This window comes from Hyphomicrobium sp. (assembly GCF_035572195.1).
In the GTDB taxonomy this organism is placed as follows: Bacteria; Pseudomonadota; Alphaproteobacteria; order Rhizobiales; family Hyphomicrobiaceae; genus Hyphomicrobium_B.
Window position 1 is genome coordinate 1 of sequence record NZ_DATNBA010000157.1, and the last position, 14,493, is coordinate 14,493.

Here is a 14,493-nt window from a genome sequence, read left to right on the forward strand (position 1 = left end):
ACTGTCCCTGCCTTTGATGCGCCCTATAGCCGCTAAATGTGGCGAGATAATCCAAAAGCCGCCATACGTAACTCCCAGTCTAATGACCGCACGAGAAACTTTGAGAGCACCTTGAACGAACACCAAGCCCACATTGTCACCGAAGAGCCGAAGATCGAAGTGTTGCGGTCGGGGGCCTTGCAGAAGTTCACGCTCAACCGTCCGCATGTCCTCAATGCGTTCGATGATGAGATGTGCACGATCATCAGCTCCGAGATTCCGCGCGTTGCCCGCAATGCCGACGTCTACATCGGGGCGATCCTGTCCAGCAGTCCGAGAGCGTTTTGCGCCGGCGGCGATGTTCTGAAGCTGACGAGCGAAGCCAAACGCGACATCGAGAGCGCCAAAACCTATTTGCGCAACGAATATTCGCTCAATTGGCTTCTCGAATGCTTTTCGAAACCGGTCGTGTCGTTCATCAACGGCGCCTGCATGGGGTCCGGCGCCGGGCTGACCGCATACAACACGCATCGCATTGCCGGCGAAAACTACAAATGGGCGATGCCGGAAACGAAGATAGGTCTTTTTCCGGATGTCGGAATTGCCAAAGTTCTGGCGCGGCTGCCGTGGCCGATTGGCCTTTATCTCGGATTGACCGGCCGCGCGATTGGGCGAGCCGATGCGCAGTGGCTCAAGCTGGCGACGCACTGCATACCGTCGGCGCATTTTCCCGAAATTCTGACGAAGCTCGCGGATGCCGAACCGGTCGATCCCATGCTCGATGGTTTGAATGAAATTCAGGAAGCAGGTCCGTTGCAAAAAGAAGCGGGCCCTATACAGGATCATTTTTCACGCGATACTCTCGCCGAGATTTTCGGCTCATTGACGGCGGCAGAGGCCGCCGGGTCCGAATGGGCTAAAACGGCTGTTGCAGATCTCCGCAAATGTTCGCCCCTGTCGCTTGCAATCACTGACCGGCATATCAGGTCGGCGCGATCGCTCGATATTCGCGAGACGCTGATCCAGGATTACCGGCTGGCTGTGCGCTGCCTCGGAGACCACGATTTCGCCGAGGGCGTCAGGGCGGCACTGCGCGACAAAGACGGGCGGCCGATATGGCGCCCGGCACGCTTTGAAGAAATATCTTCCGAACTTGTCGATTCTTATTTTACGTCGCTCGGCGAGCAGGAACTGGATTTGCCCGCCCGGACAGAAATGCAGGCTGCGCGAGTCTGATTTCTAACGGGAATGCGCACAATTGTCGGCGTCCCATTATCCCGATATTGACCAAGTCCGCAAAGACAGGGGCAGGTTAGTTAAAATACTGTTCCGAAACCGGCCCGCTACTGTTCTTTTACTATATCTATTTAGTCGAAATTCAGGGCTCTGCGTTATCTAATTGTCAAAACCCGGAATAACCGGGTGCGTCAAACAGAGTGAGGCAGCGTTATGAGTTTAGCGTTTGATTTGGCGCGTCCCCGCGCGTCCGTACAAGATGAAGGTTTCCGCGGCGAGTATTTGCAGGCGCTGCGATTGATCGAGCGGCTTCACCGCCTTCTTCTCGATGTCATCAAGGATGAGTTCGATCGCCAGGGCGGCGCCGAGCTCAATAGCGTGCAGGCCTTGCTGCTTTACAACATCGGCGAGAGCGAGCTCACGGCCGGCGAATTGAAGACGCGCGGCTACTATCTCGGCTCGAACGTCTCCTACAACCTGAAGAAGCTCGTCGACATGGGCTACATCCACTACAAGCGGTCGGATACCGATCGCCGTTCGGTGCGTGTCAGCCTGACGGATAAGGGCCACGAAGCCCGCGATATCGTCAGCAAGCTCTATCTCCGCCAACTCGGCTCGGTTCAGAGCGTCGGCGAAGTCTCGGACGACGACGTAAAGGGTCTCAACAAGTCACTCGTGCGACTGGAGCGCTTCTGGTCGGACCAGATCCGCTACCGCCTCTAAGGGTCTTTTGCCTCACTTCGGCCGGCGTTCGTCGCGCGTCGGTTTGGCTCTCAAGGTCGCTTCGCATCCATGCGGGGCGGCCTTTTTTGCTGGTCTCATCAGGTATGTCCCGTCAGGCTGCTTGTCTCTCCCGCTTCCGCCCAAGGCGCACCGCCGGGGCTGCTGTTGCAGGCGAGGCGCGGCGAATAAGAAAAGCGTGCATTCCCAGTGTGAAAGGATCGTCGAAAGACGCACCGGATTCTACAGTGCCGGGGCGCCGGAGAGCGCCTCCACCGGCGTTAACCAAGATCGGACCATCACAGGGCGCCCCGCCGGTCAGTGCGAAAGCCAAGCTTCGAGTAGAATGACGGGCGAGACGCAAGGTCAATAGGCAACGGGACGAGGGACAGATCGTGCGTGGGGCGGCAAAGAACGTTGAGATTGCGCAACGCATCAGGCACGCCCTGGTGACGACCGCGATGGCGCTGGGATTGATTGTCGGGTCGGCCTCGAGCTTTCTTGGATTGGGCGGTGCTGAAGCGCAGATACAATTCGGTCCGACCGGTAACGGGCCGGGCAACACGGCGGCCGGCACTTACGACCGTGAGTTCGTCCGCGAATGGGAATCGAACCCACCGAAGGGCTTCGCGACTCTCGCCAAGGCGAATGTTGCGGCGACGAAAGAAGCGATCAAGCGCTACACCGAAATCGTCGATCGGGGCGGCTGGCCTCAGATTCCCGAACCAGAGGGCAAGGTCAGCCGGGATAAGCTGATGCAGTTTGGGATCAACGATCCTGCCGTGAGCCTGCTTCGAGCCCGGCTGACTGCGTCCGGCGATCTCAGCGACGGTGATACGACGTCGACGAGCTTCAGTTATAGCGTCGAGAAAGCGTTGCAGAGGTTTCAGGCCTCGAATGGGCTGTCGCCGACGGGGATCGCCGACAAGCGCACGATCGGTGCCTTAAACGTGCCCGCGGATGCTCGGCTGAAGCAGCTGAAGATCAATCTCGGCCGCCTTCAGGAGACCGTTTCGACGACAGCCAAGAAGTACGTTGTCGTCAACATTCCCGCGGCTCAGATCGAAGCCGTGCAGAACGGTCAGATCGTGGCGCGTTACGCCGGGGTCGTCGGCAAAGCGGATCGTCCGACACCGTTGCTGCGTACGCCGATCACGGACCTCAGCTTCAATCCCGTCTGGCGCCTGCCGCCGACCGTGGTTTCGGAAGATCTGATTCCGCGCGGCCGGGAGATGCAGGCCAAAGGTCAAAACGTCCTCGTGAAGTTCGGCATCGACGCCTACTCCAACGGCAAGAAGGTCGATCCGACGAAGATCAACTGGGACAAGGTTTCGCCCGGCACATACTCCTACAGCGAACAGCCCGGCAAAGAGAACCCGCTGGGTTTCCTGAAAATCAACTTCGACAGCGCCCATTCGGTCTACATGCACGACACGCCATCGGACCGAATTTTCGGGCGCAACTTCCGCTCCGAAAGTTCGGGCTGCATCCGCGTTCACAACATCGAAAATCTGGCTGCATGGATACTCGCAGATCAGCGTGGCTGGGACGCCGATCGCATCGCGGAAATGAAAGAATCGGGGCGCCGACTGGACGTTCGCCTGAAAAAACCGGTGCAACTTCTGTTTGTCTATATCAGCGCCTGGGCCACCGAAGACGGCGTCGTGCAGTTTCGCCGCGACATCTATCAGAAGGACGGTATCGGGGACGTTGGAGCCTCCTATTAGGCAGACAGGCGGAGGCGCGTCTGGCAGATATACTGTGACAGGCCAAATTATGGTTGTCCCTCGTCGGCGATGAGGCTAAGACCCCGCCGAGCGCGCCTTAAAAACTCCGGGTTTGACTGCACGGTTTGAAAGCGTAACAGAAGTTTCACCTTCTGCGCGACGAAAGGGCACTGGCTCTTGGCGCGGCGCCGCGCAATAAAAGGTACAAAAAGGCGAAGCCAATGTACCTGGGAGCAGTAATTTCTCATGATATATGAGCAGGAGCTCACCGACGCTGTCGAAGCCGTCAAACGTGAAGGCCGCTACCGGGTGTTCGCCGACGTAAAGCGTCGCCGCGGAGCCTTCCCCAAGGCCGACGTGCTGAAGGACAATGCGGCCAACGCCATCACGGTCTGGTGCTCAAACGACTACCTTGGCATGGGTCAGCATCCCAAAGTGCTCGCTGCAATGCACGAGGCCATCGACCTCGTTGGCGCAGGCTCGGGCGGAACGCGCAACATCGCCGGTACGACGCACTATCACGTCGAACTCGAGCGCGAGCTTGCGGGCCTCCACGGCAAGGAAGCGGCGCTTCTGTTTACCTCCGCATTCGTTGCCAACGAAGCGGCGCTCTCAACGCTGGCTCAGCTGCTTCCCGGCTGCATCATATTTTCGGACGAGAAAAATCACGCCTCGATGATCGCCGGAATCCGCAATGGCCGCGGACCGAAGCAGATCTTCTTGCACAACGACCTCGGCGATCTTGAATCCAAACTGAAGCAGGCTCCGCGCGAGACGCCGAAGATCATCGCTTTCGAGAGTGTCTACTCGATGGATGGGCATGTGGCTCCGATCGGCGCCATTTGCGATCTCGCGAGAAAATATAATGCGCTCACGTATCTCGATGAGGTCCACGCCGTCGGCCTCTATGGTCCGCACGGCGGCGGCGTTGCCGAGCGCGACGGCGTCATGCACCGAATCGACGTCATCAACGGCACGCTGGCCAAAGGCTTCGGCGTCATGGGCGGCTACATCGCCGCCTCGCGTGTGCTCTGCGATGCGATACGGTCCTACGCGCCGGGCTTCATCTTCACGACTTCTCTGGCGCCCGCGATTGCGGCCGGCGCGCTTGCCTCCATCCGGCATTTGAAATCGAGCAACGTCGAACGCGATCTGCATCAGGAGCGGGCGCGTACGTTGAAGCGGCGGCTGGCGGCCGCCGATTTGCCGGTGATGTCCGGGCCGAGCCATATCGTGCCGGTGCTGGTCGCAGATCCGGTCCGCTGCAAGGCGCTGACGGACGTGCTGCTCAACCGCTTCGGTATCTATGTCCAGCCGATCAACTACCCAACCGTGCCTCGTGGTACGGAGAGGCTGCGGTTGACGCCATCACCACAGCACACCGATGCCGACATGGATCACCTCGTCGGGGCCTTGACCGAACTCTGGTCGGAATGCCCGATCGCGATGATGGAAAGCCTCGCCGCGGCCGCGGAGTGAAGGCTGCGACCGGACCTGCTCGCCGCGTTCGATTTCCGCGCGATTATTACGCGGCCTGAGACGCCCAGAGGGAGTTGAGTGCCGGCCCCCGGCCTCGTACTATGCCCAATATGCGTGAGCCCGGAGGCGACTCCAGGGCTGCGTTGGTGCCCGTATAATCATTCCTGCTCAGAGGACAGCCCATGTCGACCGCTCCGGCCGCCGAAAATTCACAGATGTCGCGTTTTTTCAAAGCGCATGTCTCGGAAACCGATCCCGAAATTTTCAGCGCCATTCAGAAGGAGTTCGGCCGCCAGCAGCATGAGATCGAGCTGATCGCGTCGGAGAACATTGTCTCGCAGGCCGTGCTCGATGCAGCCGGTTCCGTGCTGACGAACAAGTATGCCGAAGGCTATCCCGGCAAGCGCTACTACGGCGGCTGTCAGTTCGTAGACATCGCGGAAGAGATCGCCATCGACCGGGCGAAGAAGCTTTTCAACTGCGGTTTTGCCAATGTGCAGCCGAATTCAGGCAGCCAGGCAAACCAGGGTGTTTTCAATGCGCTGGCGAAGCCGGGCGACACGATCCTCGGATTGTCCCTCGCGGCCGGCGGTCACTTGACGCACGGCGCGCCCGTCAATCAGTCGGGCAAGTGGTTCAAGGCCGTGCACTACATGGTGAAGCCCGACACGCACCTGATCGATATCGATGAGGTGCGCAAGCTTGCCCATGAGCACAAGCCGCGCATTATCATCGCCGGCGGCTCAGCCTATCCGCGGAAAATCGATTTCGCGGCGTTCCGCGCCATCGCGGACGAGGTCGGCGCGCACTTCCTCGTCGACATGGCGCACTTCGCGGGTCTCGTTGCAGCCGGTCTCATTCCGAGCCCGTTCCCGCACGCTCACGTCGTCACGACGACGACGCACAAGACGCTGCGCGGTCCGCGCGGCGGCATGATCCTGACCAACGACGAAGACATCGCCAAGAAGATCAACTCGGCAATCTTCCCGGGCATTCAGGGCGGGCCGCTGATGCACGTCATCGCCGCCAAGGCCGTGGCGTTCGGCGAAGCGCTGCGCCCCGATTATAAGGTCTACATAAAGAACGTCATGGACAATGCCCGCGCCCTCGGCGAGGTCATGGTGCAGAACGGCTTTGCGCTCGTGTCGGGCGGCACGGACACGCATTTGATCCTCGTCGATCTAAGGCCGAAGAAGTTGACCGGCACCAAAGCTGAAAAGGCGTTGGGCCGCGCCAACATCACCTGCAACAAGAATGGCATTCCGTTCGATCCCGAGAAGCCGATGGTGACGTCGGGCATTCGCCTCGGGTCGCCTGCAGGTACGACGCGCGGCTTCGGCGTTGCCGAATTCCAGGAAATCGGCCGGCTGATTACGGAAGTGCTGGATGGGTTGGCCAAGAACGGTGAAGAGGGCAACGGCGCCGTCGAAGCCGCCGTCAAAGCCAAGGCGACGGCGCTCTGCACGCGCTTTCCGATCTACACCTGATTGTTTGACAGATTTCGAACGATCGAGGGGCGCCGGAGGAATTCGAGCGCCCCTTGGCTATGTGTGGGCACTGATTTGCACCGCACGAGCCCCCTAACACTGTGAGAATTGATCTTTCCATCCGGCCAATTGCCGTCCACATCTACCCGCTCGAATATCGAGGAGTTCGAACGATGCGCTGTCCGTTTTGCGGAAGCGAAGATAGTCAGGTGAAGGACAGCCGTCCGTCGGATGAAAACGCCGCCATTCGCCGGCGCCGAATCTGTTCCGACTGCGGCGGCCGATTCACGACGTTCGAGCGCGTGCAGCTTCGCGAACTGACGGTCGTCAAGCGGTCGGGCCGAAAAGTGCTGTTTGATCGCGACAAGCTGTCGAAATCGATTTCCGTCGCGCTTCGAAAGCGGCCAATCGAGCCGGAGCGGATTGATCGTCTTGTTTCGGGCCTCGTTCGCCAGCTCGAAAGCTCGGGTGAAACCGAAATCACCTCGGCCGAGATCGGCGAACTCGTGATGGCGGCGTTGCGCGAGCTCGATCCCGTCGCCTACGTCCGTTTCGCGTCCGTCTATCGCGACTTCCGCGACGCGGCGGATTTCCATGCTGTTCTGCGCGACCTTGCAAGCGATACGCGCGACCCTCTGGCGCTGGACGACGGCTTTGGGCCCGACCGCGATGAGGCGGCGAGCCAGAAGAAACACTGAAGACGATGCCGACTCCCCGGAGCAGCGTGTTAGACGCCCAAATGATGTCGATCGCGCTGCGCATGGCCGAGCGTGGCCTTGGCGATACGGCGCCCAATCCTTCCGTCGGCGCGGTGATTGTCGATGCGGCGACGGGCGAAGTCATCGCACGAGCGACGACGGCGCGGGGCGGCCGGCCGCACGCCGAGACGATCGCAATTGCTGCGGCCGGCGACAGGGCGCGGGGGGCGACGATCTATGTGACGCTCGAGCCGTGCTCGCATCAGGGGCGAACGGGCCCCTGCGCCGACGCCATCATCGCGGCGGGGATCCAGCGCGCCGTCGTTGCAATTGAAGATCCAGATCCGCGCGTTTCGGGTCGTGGGCTCGACAAGTTGCGTGCGGCGGGCATTGAGGTCGAGCGCGGCGTCGGCGCGGCGGAGGCGCGATGGCTGACGCGCGGCCATATTGTTCGTATCACCGAGCGTCGGCCGTTTGTGACGTTGAAGCTCGCTCTCGACGGTTCGGGCGAGATCGCGCGCGGCGATGGCGTGTCACCGGTTTGGGTGACGGGCGAAATTTCCCGTGCCCACGGAATGCTGCTCCGGGCTCACTCCGATGCCATTCTGGTCGGAAGCGCCACGGTCCGCGACGACGATCCGGAACTAACCTGCCGACTTCCGGGTCTCTTTGATCGCTCGCCTGTCCGGGTCGTGCTGTCGAAATCCTTGGACGTTCCGGCGAGTGCCAAGCTCGTCCGATCCGCCGGCGACGTTCCTGTGTGGTTCATCACGGCACTCCCGATCGATCGTGAGCGCCGCAAGGAGATTGCATCTCATGGCGCTGAGATCATCGATGCCGCGGTTGTCGCCGGGCAGCTCTGGCTGCCGTCGGTGATGGACGCGCTTGTGGCGCGCGGTATCACGCGGCTCCTTGTCGAAGGCGGCCCCATTATCTGGCGGGCGTTCGCCGATGCAGCGCTTGTCGACGAAGTCATTCTCTACATAGCCGGCGCGCCTTCCGATGGTGACGCGCGAAATTTTGTGGTGCGGCACCTCGGATCACCAAATTTCGAGATCATTGAGCGCAGTACGCTCGGGACTGATACGATGTGGCGGCTTCGCCGCGTTACGGCAAAGGAAGGGCGTTAAGCGATGTTTACCGGTCTGATTACGGATGTCGGCGAGGTGACCGAGAGAGCGGACGGCCGATTTACGTTGCGCACGAAATACGCGCTCCTGCCCGGCGATGCAGGCTTATCGATCTGCTGCGATGGCGTCTGTCTGACGGCAACGGCGATCAAACCACTTGGTCAGGGCGCCGAATTTACCGTCGACGTCTCGCATGAGACGCTCGGCAAAACCACGCTCGCGAGCTGGAAGCCTGGCCGGCTCGTCAATTTGGAACGATCGCTCCGGGCCGGCGACGAGCTTGGCGGCCATATCGTCTCGGGTCACGTCGACGGCGTCGCGAAGATTCTGACAATCACACCCGACGGTGACAGCAAACGCTTCGTTTTCGAAGCACCCGAGCACCTATCCCGTTACATCGCGCCCAAAGGATCGGTTGCGCTGGACGGTATGTCGCTAACCGTGAATGAGGTCTCGGAGGCCCGTTTCGGCGTCAACCTTATTCCACACAGCTTGACGGTGACGACGTGGGGCGCGAAAACCCCCGGCGATCTGGTCAATCTCGAAGTCGATGTTTTCGCCCGCTACGTCGCGCGGCTGATGGAGTTTCGCACCTAATGTCGGGCTCTAACCCACGTCATGCAGCCGGGAGTAATACCGTCGTCTCGCCGATCGAGGAGATCGTCGAAGAGATGCAGAATGGCCGCATGGTCATTCTCGTCGACGCGGAAGATCGCGAAAACGAGGGCGACCTCGTCATTCCGGCGCAGATGGCGACGCCCGATGCCATCAACTTCATGGCCAAGCATGGCCGTGGCCTCATCTGCCTGGCGGTGACGCAGGCCCGCGCCCACGACCTTCGTCTCGAATTCATGGTGCGTACGAATGCTTCCCGCAATCGTACCGCCTTCACGCAGTCCATCGAGGCGCGCGAGGGCATTTCGACCGGCATTTCAGCGTTCGACCGGTCACGAACGATTTCGACCGCGATCGATCCGACAAAGACTGCCGCCGATATCGTCTCGCCGGGACACGTTTTTCCACTGATCGCCCGCGAAGGCGGCGTCCTGGTTCGCGCAGGCCACACCGAAGCCTCCATCGATCTCGCGCGGCTGGCGGGCCTCTACCCCGCGGCTGTCATCTGCGAAGTGATGAACGACGATGGCACGATGGCACGCCTCGGCGATCTGGTGGGCTTTGCCAAGGCGCACGAGCTAAAAATTGGCGCGATCGAAGATTTGATCGCCTACCGGCTGCAGAACGACCGCGTCGTGAAGCGCGTCGCCAAGACGACAGTGGAGACATCGGCGGCCGGCGCCTTCGATCTCTATGTTTACGAGACGACGACGGAGCCCGCCGAGCACTTAGCGCTGGTGAAGGGAAATCTCGCCAAGAGCGGCCCCGTGCTCGTGCGCGTGCACGCGGTCAATGTTTTGCAAGACGTTCTCGGCGTCGGTGAACATGGCGGCAGCGGCACGGCGATTGAACAGTCGATGCGGGCGATCGAAGCCGAAGGGCGCGGCGTCATCGTTCTGATCCGGGATTTGCGACCCAAATCGTTGTCCGAATGGGTTGCGCGGCGTACGACGCCGGGAGCCGAGAGAGACATGAGCAAGGAGCGCCGCCAGGTTGAAATCGGTATCGGCTCTCAGATACTTGCTGACCTGGGCGTCAAAGACATGGTGCTTTTGACGACGTCACCCGAGCATGTGTACGTCGGCCTCGAGGCCTTCGGATTGCACGTTACCGAGACACGGAAGATCGAGTAGCACCGACATGGTTCAAAAAACTCCGCAGGCGGTCCGAGACGAAAAGGACGCTTCTCATTTTCGCGCCCACATCCTCTTCATCGAGGCGCGGTTCTACGAGGACATCGCCGATATGCTGATCGAGGGCGCCACGGCAGAATGCGTCAAGCGTGGTGTCACGTTCGAGCGCATCGCTGTTCCTGGCGCGCTTGAAATTCCGCAGGCCCTGGCCGCGGCTGCGGCGGCGCGTGCGGCTGGCCGCCTGACATTCGACGGTGCGGTTGCTCTCGGATGCGTCATTCGCGGTGAGACGGCGCATTATGATATAGTCTGCAACAACGCAAACCACTGGCTTATGGATACCGCCATGCGCCAAGAGTTGCCGGTCGGCAATGCCATTCTGACGGTCGATACGCGGGCGCAGGCGGTGGCGCGTGCCGAAGGCGGCGTCCGCGGCAAGGGCGGCGACGCGGCGCGTGCCTGCCTGAAACTGATCGAGACTAAGCGAGCTTTTTGGGGAACGCCGGCATGACGGCCAAAGAAAAGCCGAAGCCGGGAGAAGTTACGGCCCGCACGGCGGCGCGCGTCGCAGCTGTGCAAGCGCTTTATCAATTGGACCTCGCCGGAACGGACCTCAATGATGTGATCGCCGAGTTCCTCGACGATCGGTTGTCGGGCGAGAACCGCGATGAGACGATCGCCGGCGCCGACCGGATCTTCTTCGCCGATGTTCTGCGCGCCGTGCTGCGCCGGCAGCGCGAAATCGATCCGATGATCGACGAGCAGCTTGCGATCGGCTGGCGGCTCGTTCGGGTCGATTCAATTCTGCGGGCGATCCTTAGAGGCGGTGTCGCCGAACTTCTCGACCGGCCCGACGTTCCCGCCCGCGTCGCGATCAACGAATACGTCAACGTGGCGCATTTCTTCTTCGACGAAGACGAACCGCGCGTCGTCAACGGCGTGCTCGACAAGATTGCCCGCAAAGTACGCTGCAGCGAATTTGTCGGAAGGCGTGTCGCGCCGTCCTGACGCTCTTCTGCCGGGTTTCGCCGTGCGCATCTGAAATCCATTCTTGCCGGCGAGAACCGGCACAAGGTGATTGTTGTGGGCGCTGGCATCGAAAACGAGTCGGAGCTGATCCAAACGTATTTGGCGCCGCTGGCGAGCAAGGTGCCCGGAGCATTCGGCCTGACCGACGACGCCGCGCTACTTTCAATCGAACCCGGCACCGATCTCGTCGTTACCAACGATCCCATCATTGCAAATGTGCATTTCTTCGCGAGCGACAAACCCGAGGACATCGCCTGGAAGGCGCTCGCCGTGAACGTGTCCGATCTTGCCGCCAAGGGCGCCGATCCGCGAGCCTATTTGTTGGCACTGGCGTTTCCAGGGCCACCGGAGCGCGACTGGATGGCAGCCTTTGCGCAAGGGCTCGGCGCAGCACAGCAGGCATTCGGTTGTCATCTGATCGGCGGTGATACGGATCATACGCCGGGCCCGCTATCGATTGGCGTGACGGCCATCGGCACGGTCCCGAAAGGTGCGTTCGTGCAACGCCGCGGCGCCAAGGCCGGCGATCATGTTTTCGTTACTGGAACGATCGGCGATGCGGCCCTTGGTCTTGCAATTCGCCGCGACCCCAGACTTTTTGACCACATACTGAGCGATGCCGACAAAAATCTGCTCGTCGATCGCTATCTCCGGCCCCAGCCGCGCCTCGGCCTCGTCGAAGCCCTGCGCAAACATGCGTCCGCGGCGCTCGATATATCAGACGGCCTGTTGAAGGATCTTGCCCGCCTCTCGGGACCTCTGGGGCTTGAGTTGAAGCTTGAGGCGCTGCCGCTTTCGGCACCTGCACGCGCGGCGTTGGCGAGCGATGGCCGCGTTGCCAATTTGATCCTCGGCGGCGGCGATGACTACGAATTGCTCGTGGCCGTTGCTCCCGATCAGATGGCGGCATTCGTGCGGAGCGCCGGCCGGCTCAGTGTCTCTGACATCGGCGTGTTGCAAACGGGTGTCCCCATTACGGTTATCGGTCGGGACGGAGTGCGACTTGAGCCTGATCGCGCCGGTTATGACCACTTTCACGACCGATCCGGATGATTTTCTCGTCTTGCCAGGCGCTGGATTCAAAGCGCTGCCGCGTTATTGCGCTACAGCCCAAACCTGCGGCCGATCAGCGGCTGCAATGCAACACACATCTGCATTTCGTGCCCTAGCGGCGATATGCAGGGATTGGTAGTTCGTCACTGTTTGGCCATATGCGTCATGCCATTGAAAACGCACGCGGGCCCTTGAGTGGCGGGTGAGGAATCAGAGGGAAGATTGCCCGTCGCACGGGCGCTTTCGAAGCGGAAGGCCGAACAATCGGGATGAGGGATACGTTTTCGACAGCTCGGTTTTGGGACCTCGTACTCAGAACCGCTGCGCTGGCCGCAGCTATATTTGTCATTCAGCTCTGTCCACAATTCGTGTCGCCTGGACAGGCGCAGATCAGTCTTTGGGACCAGATACAGGGGCCGAGCTATGGCCGTGGTGCGGACGATGCGCAGGTCCACAAGCCCGAGCCGCTCGACGATTTAAGGCCCAATGCCACGCCCTGGCGCAGCGATGCGATGCTGAATGCCGTGTCGGCGGCCATTGAGCGCTATCAGAAAATAGTCGCGAACGGTGGCTGGCCCCTCGTGCCCACCGGACGCATGCTGCGCGTCGGCGATGACGACCCCCGCGTTCCCATTCTAAGGAAGCGTCTCAGCATCTCCGGAGACATGCCCGCGAATGCGACGTACTACAACGCCGAAACATTCGATGCCGAACTCGAAACAGCGGTAAAGCATTTTCAGCTGAACCAGGGCCTAAGGCCGACAGGACGCATCGAACAGTCTGTGTTTCCGGTGCTGAACGTGACGGCGGACCAGCGGCTTGCACAACTCAAGCTCAACTACGATCGCCTGCGCGCCTTGATGTCGGGCGTCGAGGAACGCTACGTGCTGGTCAACATTCCGGCTTTCCAGCTCGAAGCAGTCGATAAATACGAAGTGCAGCTTCGGCATCGTGTGATTGTCGGACGGACCGGGCGCGACACGCCCGAGGTGCACGCAACGATCAAGGCCCTCAACTTTTTTCCGTACTGGCGCGTACCCGAGAGCATCGCCACGCTCGATCTGATACCGCGTCTGCAGAAGGAGCCGCAGTATCTGGCAGACGAGGGCATTCGCGTTTACGACGGCGTCAACGGTCCTGAAGTCGACCCCAAAACCGTCGACTGGACATCGGCGAAGGCCGCGACCTACAAATTCAAGCAGGACCCGGGTGAAAAGAACGCACTCGGCCTCCTGCGTCTCGATATGAGTAATCAATTCGGCGTCTATATGCACGATACGCCAATGAAGAAGCTGTTCGATCAGCGCAGCCGCCCGTTCAGTGCCGGGTGCGTGCGGGTACAGAATGTCTTCGATCTCGCCGACTGGATTGCGCACTACGAGCCGGGTTGGGAACAGCCGGGTCAAGTGGCACGAACGATCGCAGCGGGCCAACCGATGGAACTTAAGCTGACGCGGCCGGTGCCGGTGTATTTTGCCTACATCACAGCCTGGGTAGAGCCGTCCAATGGCCAAGTCGAATTCCGGCCCGATATTTACGGCCGTGACGGCGCGGCCATGCAGATGGCCTATCAGCGGGACAACGACGACGCGCCGCCCGAGACAGCCGCCGCCGCTCTGGCGCCGTGAGTTGAATCTGGTAAGCGGAATTCGACTCAGTCGATGATGGATCGCTCCACGTCAGAGACTTGACGTTGGCAGCTGGCGGCTTGCGACCTCGCGCAGCACGAAACTCGATCTGAGCCGCACAACACCGGGGAGCCGCGACAGCTGCTCTTTGTGTATCCGTTCGAAGTCGGCAAGATCGCGCGCGAGAACGGTCAGGATGTAATCGTCTTCGCCTGACATCAGGTAGCACGAAATAACCGAAGGTGCCGTCGCTACCGCTTTCTCGAAGTCGGCGAGCAGATCTTCGCCTTGGCTCTTGAGGCCGATCTGCACGACGACCATCATCGTGAAGCCGAGCGCCTTGCGGCTCACCTGCGCCTGATAACCTTCGATAATGCCGGCTTCTTCCAGGGCCCGAATGCGCCGCGCGATGGCCGTCGGTGAAAGCGGCACGCGCTCGGCCAGTTCGACCTGACTTTGCCGTCCATCAGCCAGCAAGGCCGCAACAATGGCCTTATCGAGCGCATCAATTGCCATAATCACCATTTTCCTGCGTGAAATCGGCAAGTGGCGGCGACTATCTGCAAATTATTTGCATGG

At 60.7% G+C, this 14,493-nt stretch carries 14 protein-coding genes; 13 read left to right on the forward strand and 1 reads right to left on the reverse strand.

Annotated elements, in window-relative coordinates; genetic code table 11:
• Positions 1-111 precede the first annotated feature (111 nt).
• The 13 genes from VN623_RS13125 to VN623_RS13185 all read left to right on the forward strand — a co-directional run bounded on the left by VN623_RS13125 (position 112) and on the right by VN623_RS13185 (position 13,914).
• On the forward strand, positions 112-1,215 hold the full coding sequence (locus VN623_RS13125; RefSeq protein WP_325571610.1) for an enoyl-CoA hydratase/isomerase family protein: 1,104 nt from the start codon (positions 112-114) through the stop codon (positions 1,213-1,215).
• 213 nt (positions 1,216-1,428) lie between these two features.
• Entirely contained in the window at positions 1,429-1,938 is a 510-nt protein-coding gene (gene ldtR / locus VN623_RS13130; protein WP_325571612.1) for a transcriptional regulator LdtR, read from the forward strand.
• A gap of 392 nt (positions 1,939-2,330) precedes the next feature.
• The gene (locus VN623_RS13135) at positions 2,331-3,662 is read left to right on the forward strand and encodes a L,D-transpeptidase family protein (RefSeq protein WP_325571614.1); all 1,332 of its coding nucleotides are present in this window, start codon (positions 2,331-2,333) and stop codon (positions 3,660-3,662) included.
• A gap of 246 nt (positions 3,663-3,908) precedes the next feature.
• A complete protein-coding gene (gene hemA, locus VN623_RS13140; RefSeq protein WP_325571616.1) occupies positions 3,909-5,141 on the forward strand; it encodes a 5-aminolevulinate synthase in 1,233 nt (410 codons plus the stop codon).
• A gap of 182 nt (positions 5,142-5,323) precedes the next feature.
• Positions 5,324-6,628, forward strand: a complete 1,305-nt coding sequence (gene glyA, locus VN623_RS13145) for a serine hydroxymethyltransferase (protein WP_325571618.1) — start codon at positions 5,324-5,326, stop codon at positions 6,626-6,628.
• A gap of 173 nt (positions 6,629-6,801) precedes the next feature.
• Positions 6,802-7,326 (forward strand): transcriptional regulator NrdR, encoded by a 525-nt coding sequence (gene nrdR / locus VN623_RS13150; protein WP_325571620.1) that lies wholly within the window; start codon positions 6,802-6,804, stop codon positions 7,324-7,326.
• Between the two features lie 41 nt (positions 7,327-7,367).
• Positions 7,368-8,456 (forward strand): bifunctional diaminohydroxyphosphoribosylaminopyrimidine deaminase/5-amino-6-(5-phosphoribosylamino)uracil reductase RibD, encoded by a 1,089-nt coding sequence (ribD, locus tag VN623_RS13155; RefSeq protein ID WP_325571622.1) that lies wholly within the window; start codon positions 7,368-7,370, stop codon positions 8,454-8,456.
• Positions 8,457-8,459: 3 nt separating this feature from the next.
• On the forward strand, positions 8,460-9,053 hold the full coding sequence (locus tag VN623_RS13160) for a riboflavin synthase (protein ID WP_325571624.1): 594 nt from the start codon (positions 8,460-8,462) through the stop codon (positions 9,051-9,053).
• On the forward strand, positions 9,053-10,204 hold the full coding sequence (gene ribB / locus VN623_RS13165; protein WP_325571626.1) for a 3,4-dihydroxy-2-butanone-4-phosphate synthase: 1,152 nt from the start codon (positions 9,053-9,055) through the stop codon (positions 10,202-10,204). The genes VN623_RS13160 and ribB overlap by 1 nt, the downstream gene beginning before the upstream one ends.
• 7 nt (positions 10,205-10,211) lie before the next feature.
• Positions 10,212-10,715 (forward strand): 6,7-dimethyl-8-ribityllumazine synthase, encoded by a 504-nt coding sequence (gene ribH, locus VN623_RS13170; protein ID WP_325571628.1) that lies wholly within the window; start codon positions 10,212-10,214, stop codon positions 10,713-10,715.
• Positions 10,712-11,212 (forward strand): transcription antitermination factor NusB, encoded by a 501-nt coding sequence (gene nusB / locus VN623_RS13175; RefSeq protein ID WP_325571629.1) that lies wholly within the window; start codon positions 10,712-10,714, stop codon positions 11,210-11,212. Before ribH ends, nusB begins: the two co-directional genes overlap by 4 nt.
• Before the next feature lie 75 nt (positions 11,213-11,287).
• Positions 11,288-12,286: a thiamine-phosphate kinase gene (thiL, locus tag VN623_RS13180; RefSeq protein ID WP_325571631.1), complete on the forward strand. Its 999-nt coding sequence runs from the start codon at positions 11,288-11,290 to the stop codon at positions 12,284-12,286.
• 269 nt (positions 12,287-12,555) lie between these two features.
• Positions 12,556-13,914: a L,D-transpeptidase family protein gene (locus VN623_RS13185; RefSeq protein ID WP_325571633.1), complete on the forward strand. Its 1,359-nt coding sequence runs from the start codon at positions 12,556-12,558 to the stop codon at positions 13,912-13,914.
• A gap of 51 nt (positions 13,915-13,965) precedes the next feature.
• On the opposite strand, the gene VN623_RS13190 is transcribed toward VN623_RS13185, so the two are convergent.
• Positions 13,966-14,430, reverse strand: coding sequence for an Lrp/AsnC family transcriptional regulator (locus tag VN623_RS13190; protein WP_414653221.1), 465 nt, complete (start codon positions 14,428-14,430; stop codon positions 13,966-13,968).
• Positions 14,431-14,493 lie beyond the last annotated feature (63 nt).

What these genes read in the sequence shown, in the direction of transcription:
- ldtR (WP_325571612.1), top strand. Translation starts at nt 1,429, where the DNA reads ATGAGTTTAGCGTTTGATTTGGCGCGTCCCCGCGCGTCCGTACAAGAT.
- hemA (WP_325571616.1), top strand. Translation starts at nt 3,909, where the DNA reads ATGATATATGAGCAGGAGCTCACCGACGCTGTCGAAGCCGTCAAACGT.
- glyA (WP_325571618.1), top strand. Translation starts at nt 5,324, where the DNA reads ATGTCGACCGCTCCGGCCGCCGAAAATTCACAGATGTCGCGTTTTTTC.
- nrdR (WP_325571620.1), top strand. Translation starts at nt 6,802, where the DNA reads ATGCGCTGTCCGTTTTGCGGAAGCGAAGATAGTCAGGTGAAGGACAGC.
- ribD (WP_325571622.1), top strand. Translation starts at nt 7,368, where the DNA reads ATGATGTCGATCGCGCTGCGCATGGCCGAGCGTGGCCTTGGCGATACG.
- VN623_RS13160 (WP_325571624.1), top strand. Translation starts at nt 8,460, where the DNA reads ATGTTTACCGGTCTGATTACGGATGTCGGCGAGGTGACCGAGAGAGCG.
- ribB (WP_325571626.1), top strand. Translation starts at nt 9,053, where the DNA reads ATGTCGGGCTCTAACCCACGTCATGCAGCCGGGAGTAATACCGTCGTC.
- ribH (WP_325571628.1), top strand. Translation starts at nt 10,212, where the DNA reads ATGGTTCAAAAAACTCCGCAGGCGGTCCGAGACGAAAAGGACGCTTCT.
- nusB (WP_325571629.1), top strand. Translation starts at nt 10,712, where the DNA reads ATGACGGCCAAAGAAAAGCCGAAGCCGGGAGAAGTTACGGCCCGCACG.
- VN623_RS13185 (WP_325571633.1), top strand. Translation starts at nt 12,556, where the DNA reads ATGAGGGATACGTTTTCGACAGCTCGGTTTTGGGACCTCGTACTCAGA.
- VN623_RS13190 (WP_414653221.1), bottom strand. Translation starts at nt 14,430, where the DNA reads ATGGCAATTGATGCGCTCGATAAGGCCATTGTTGCGGCCTTGCTGGCT.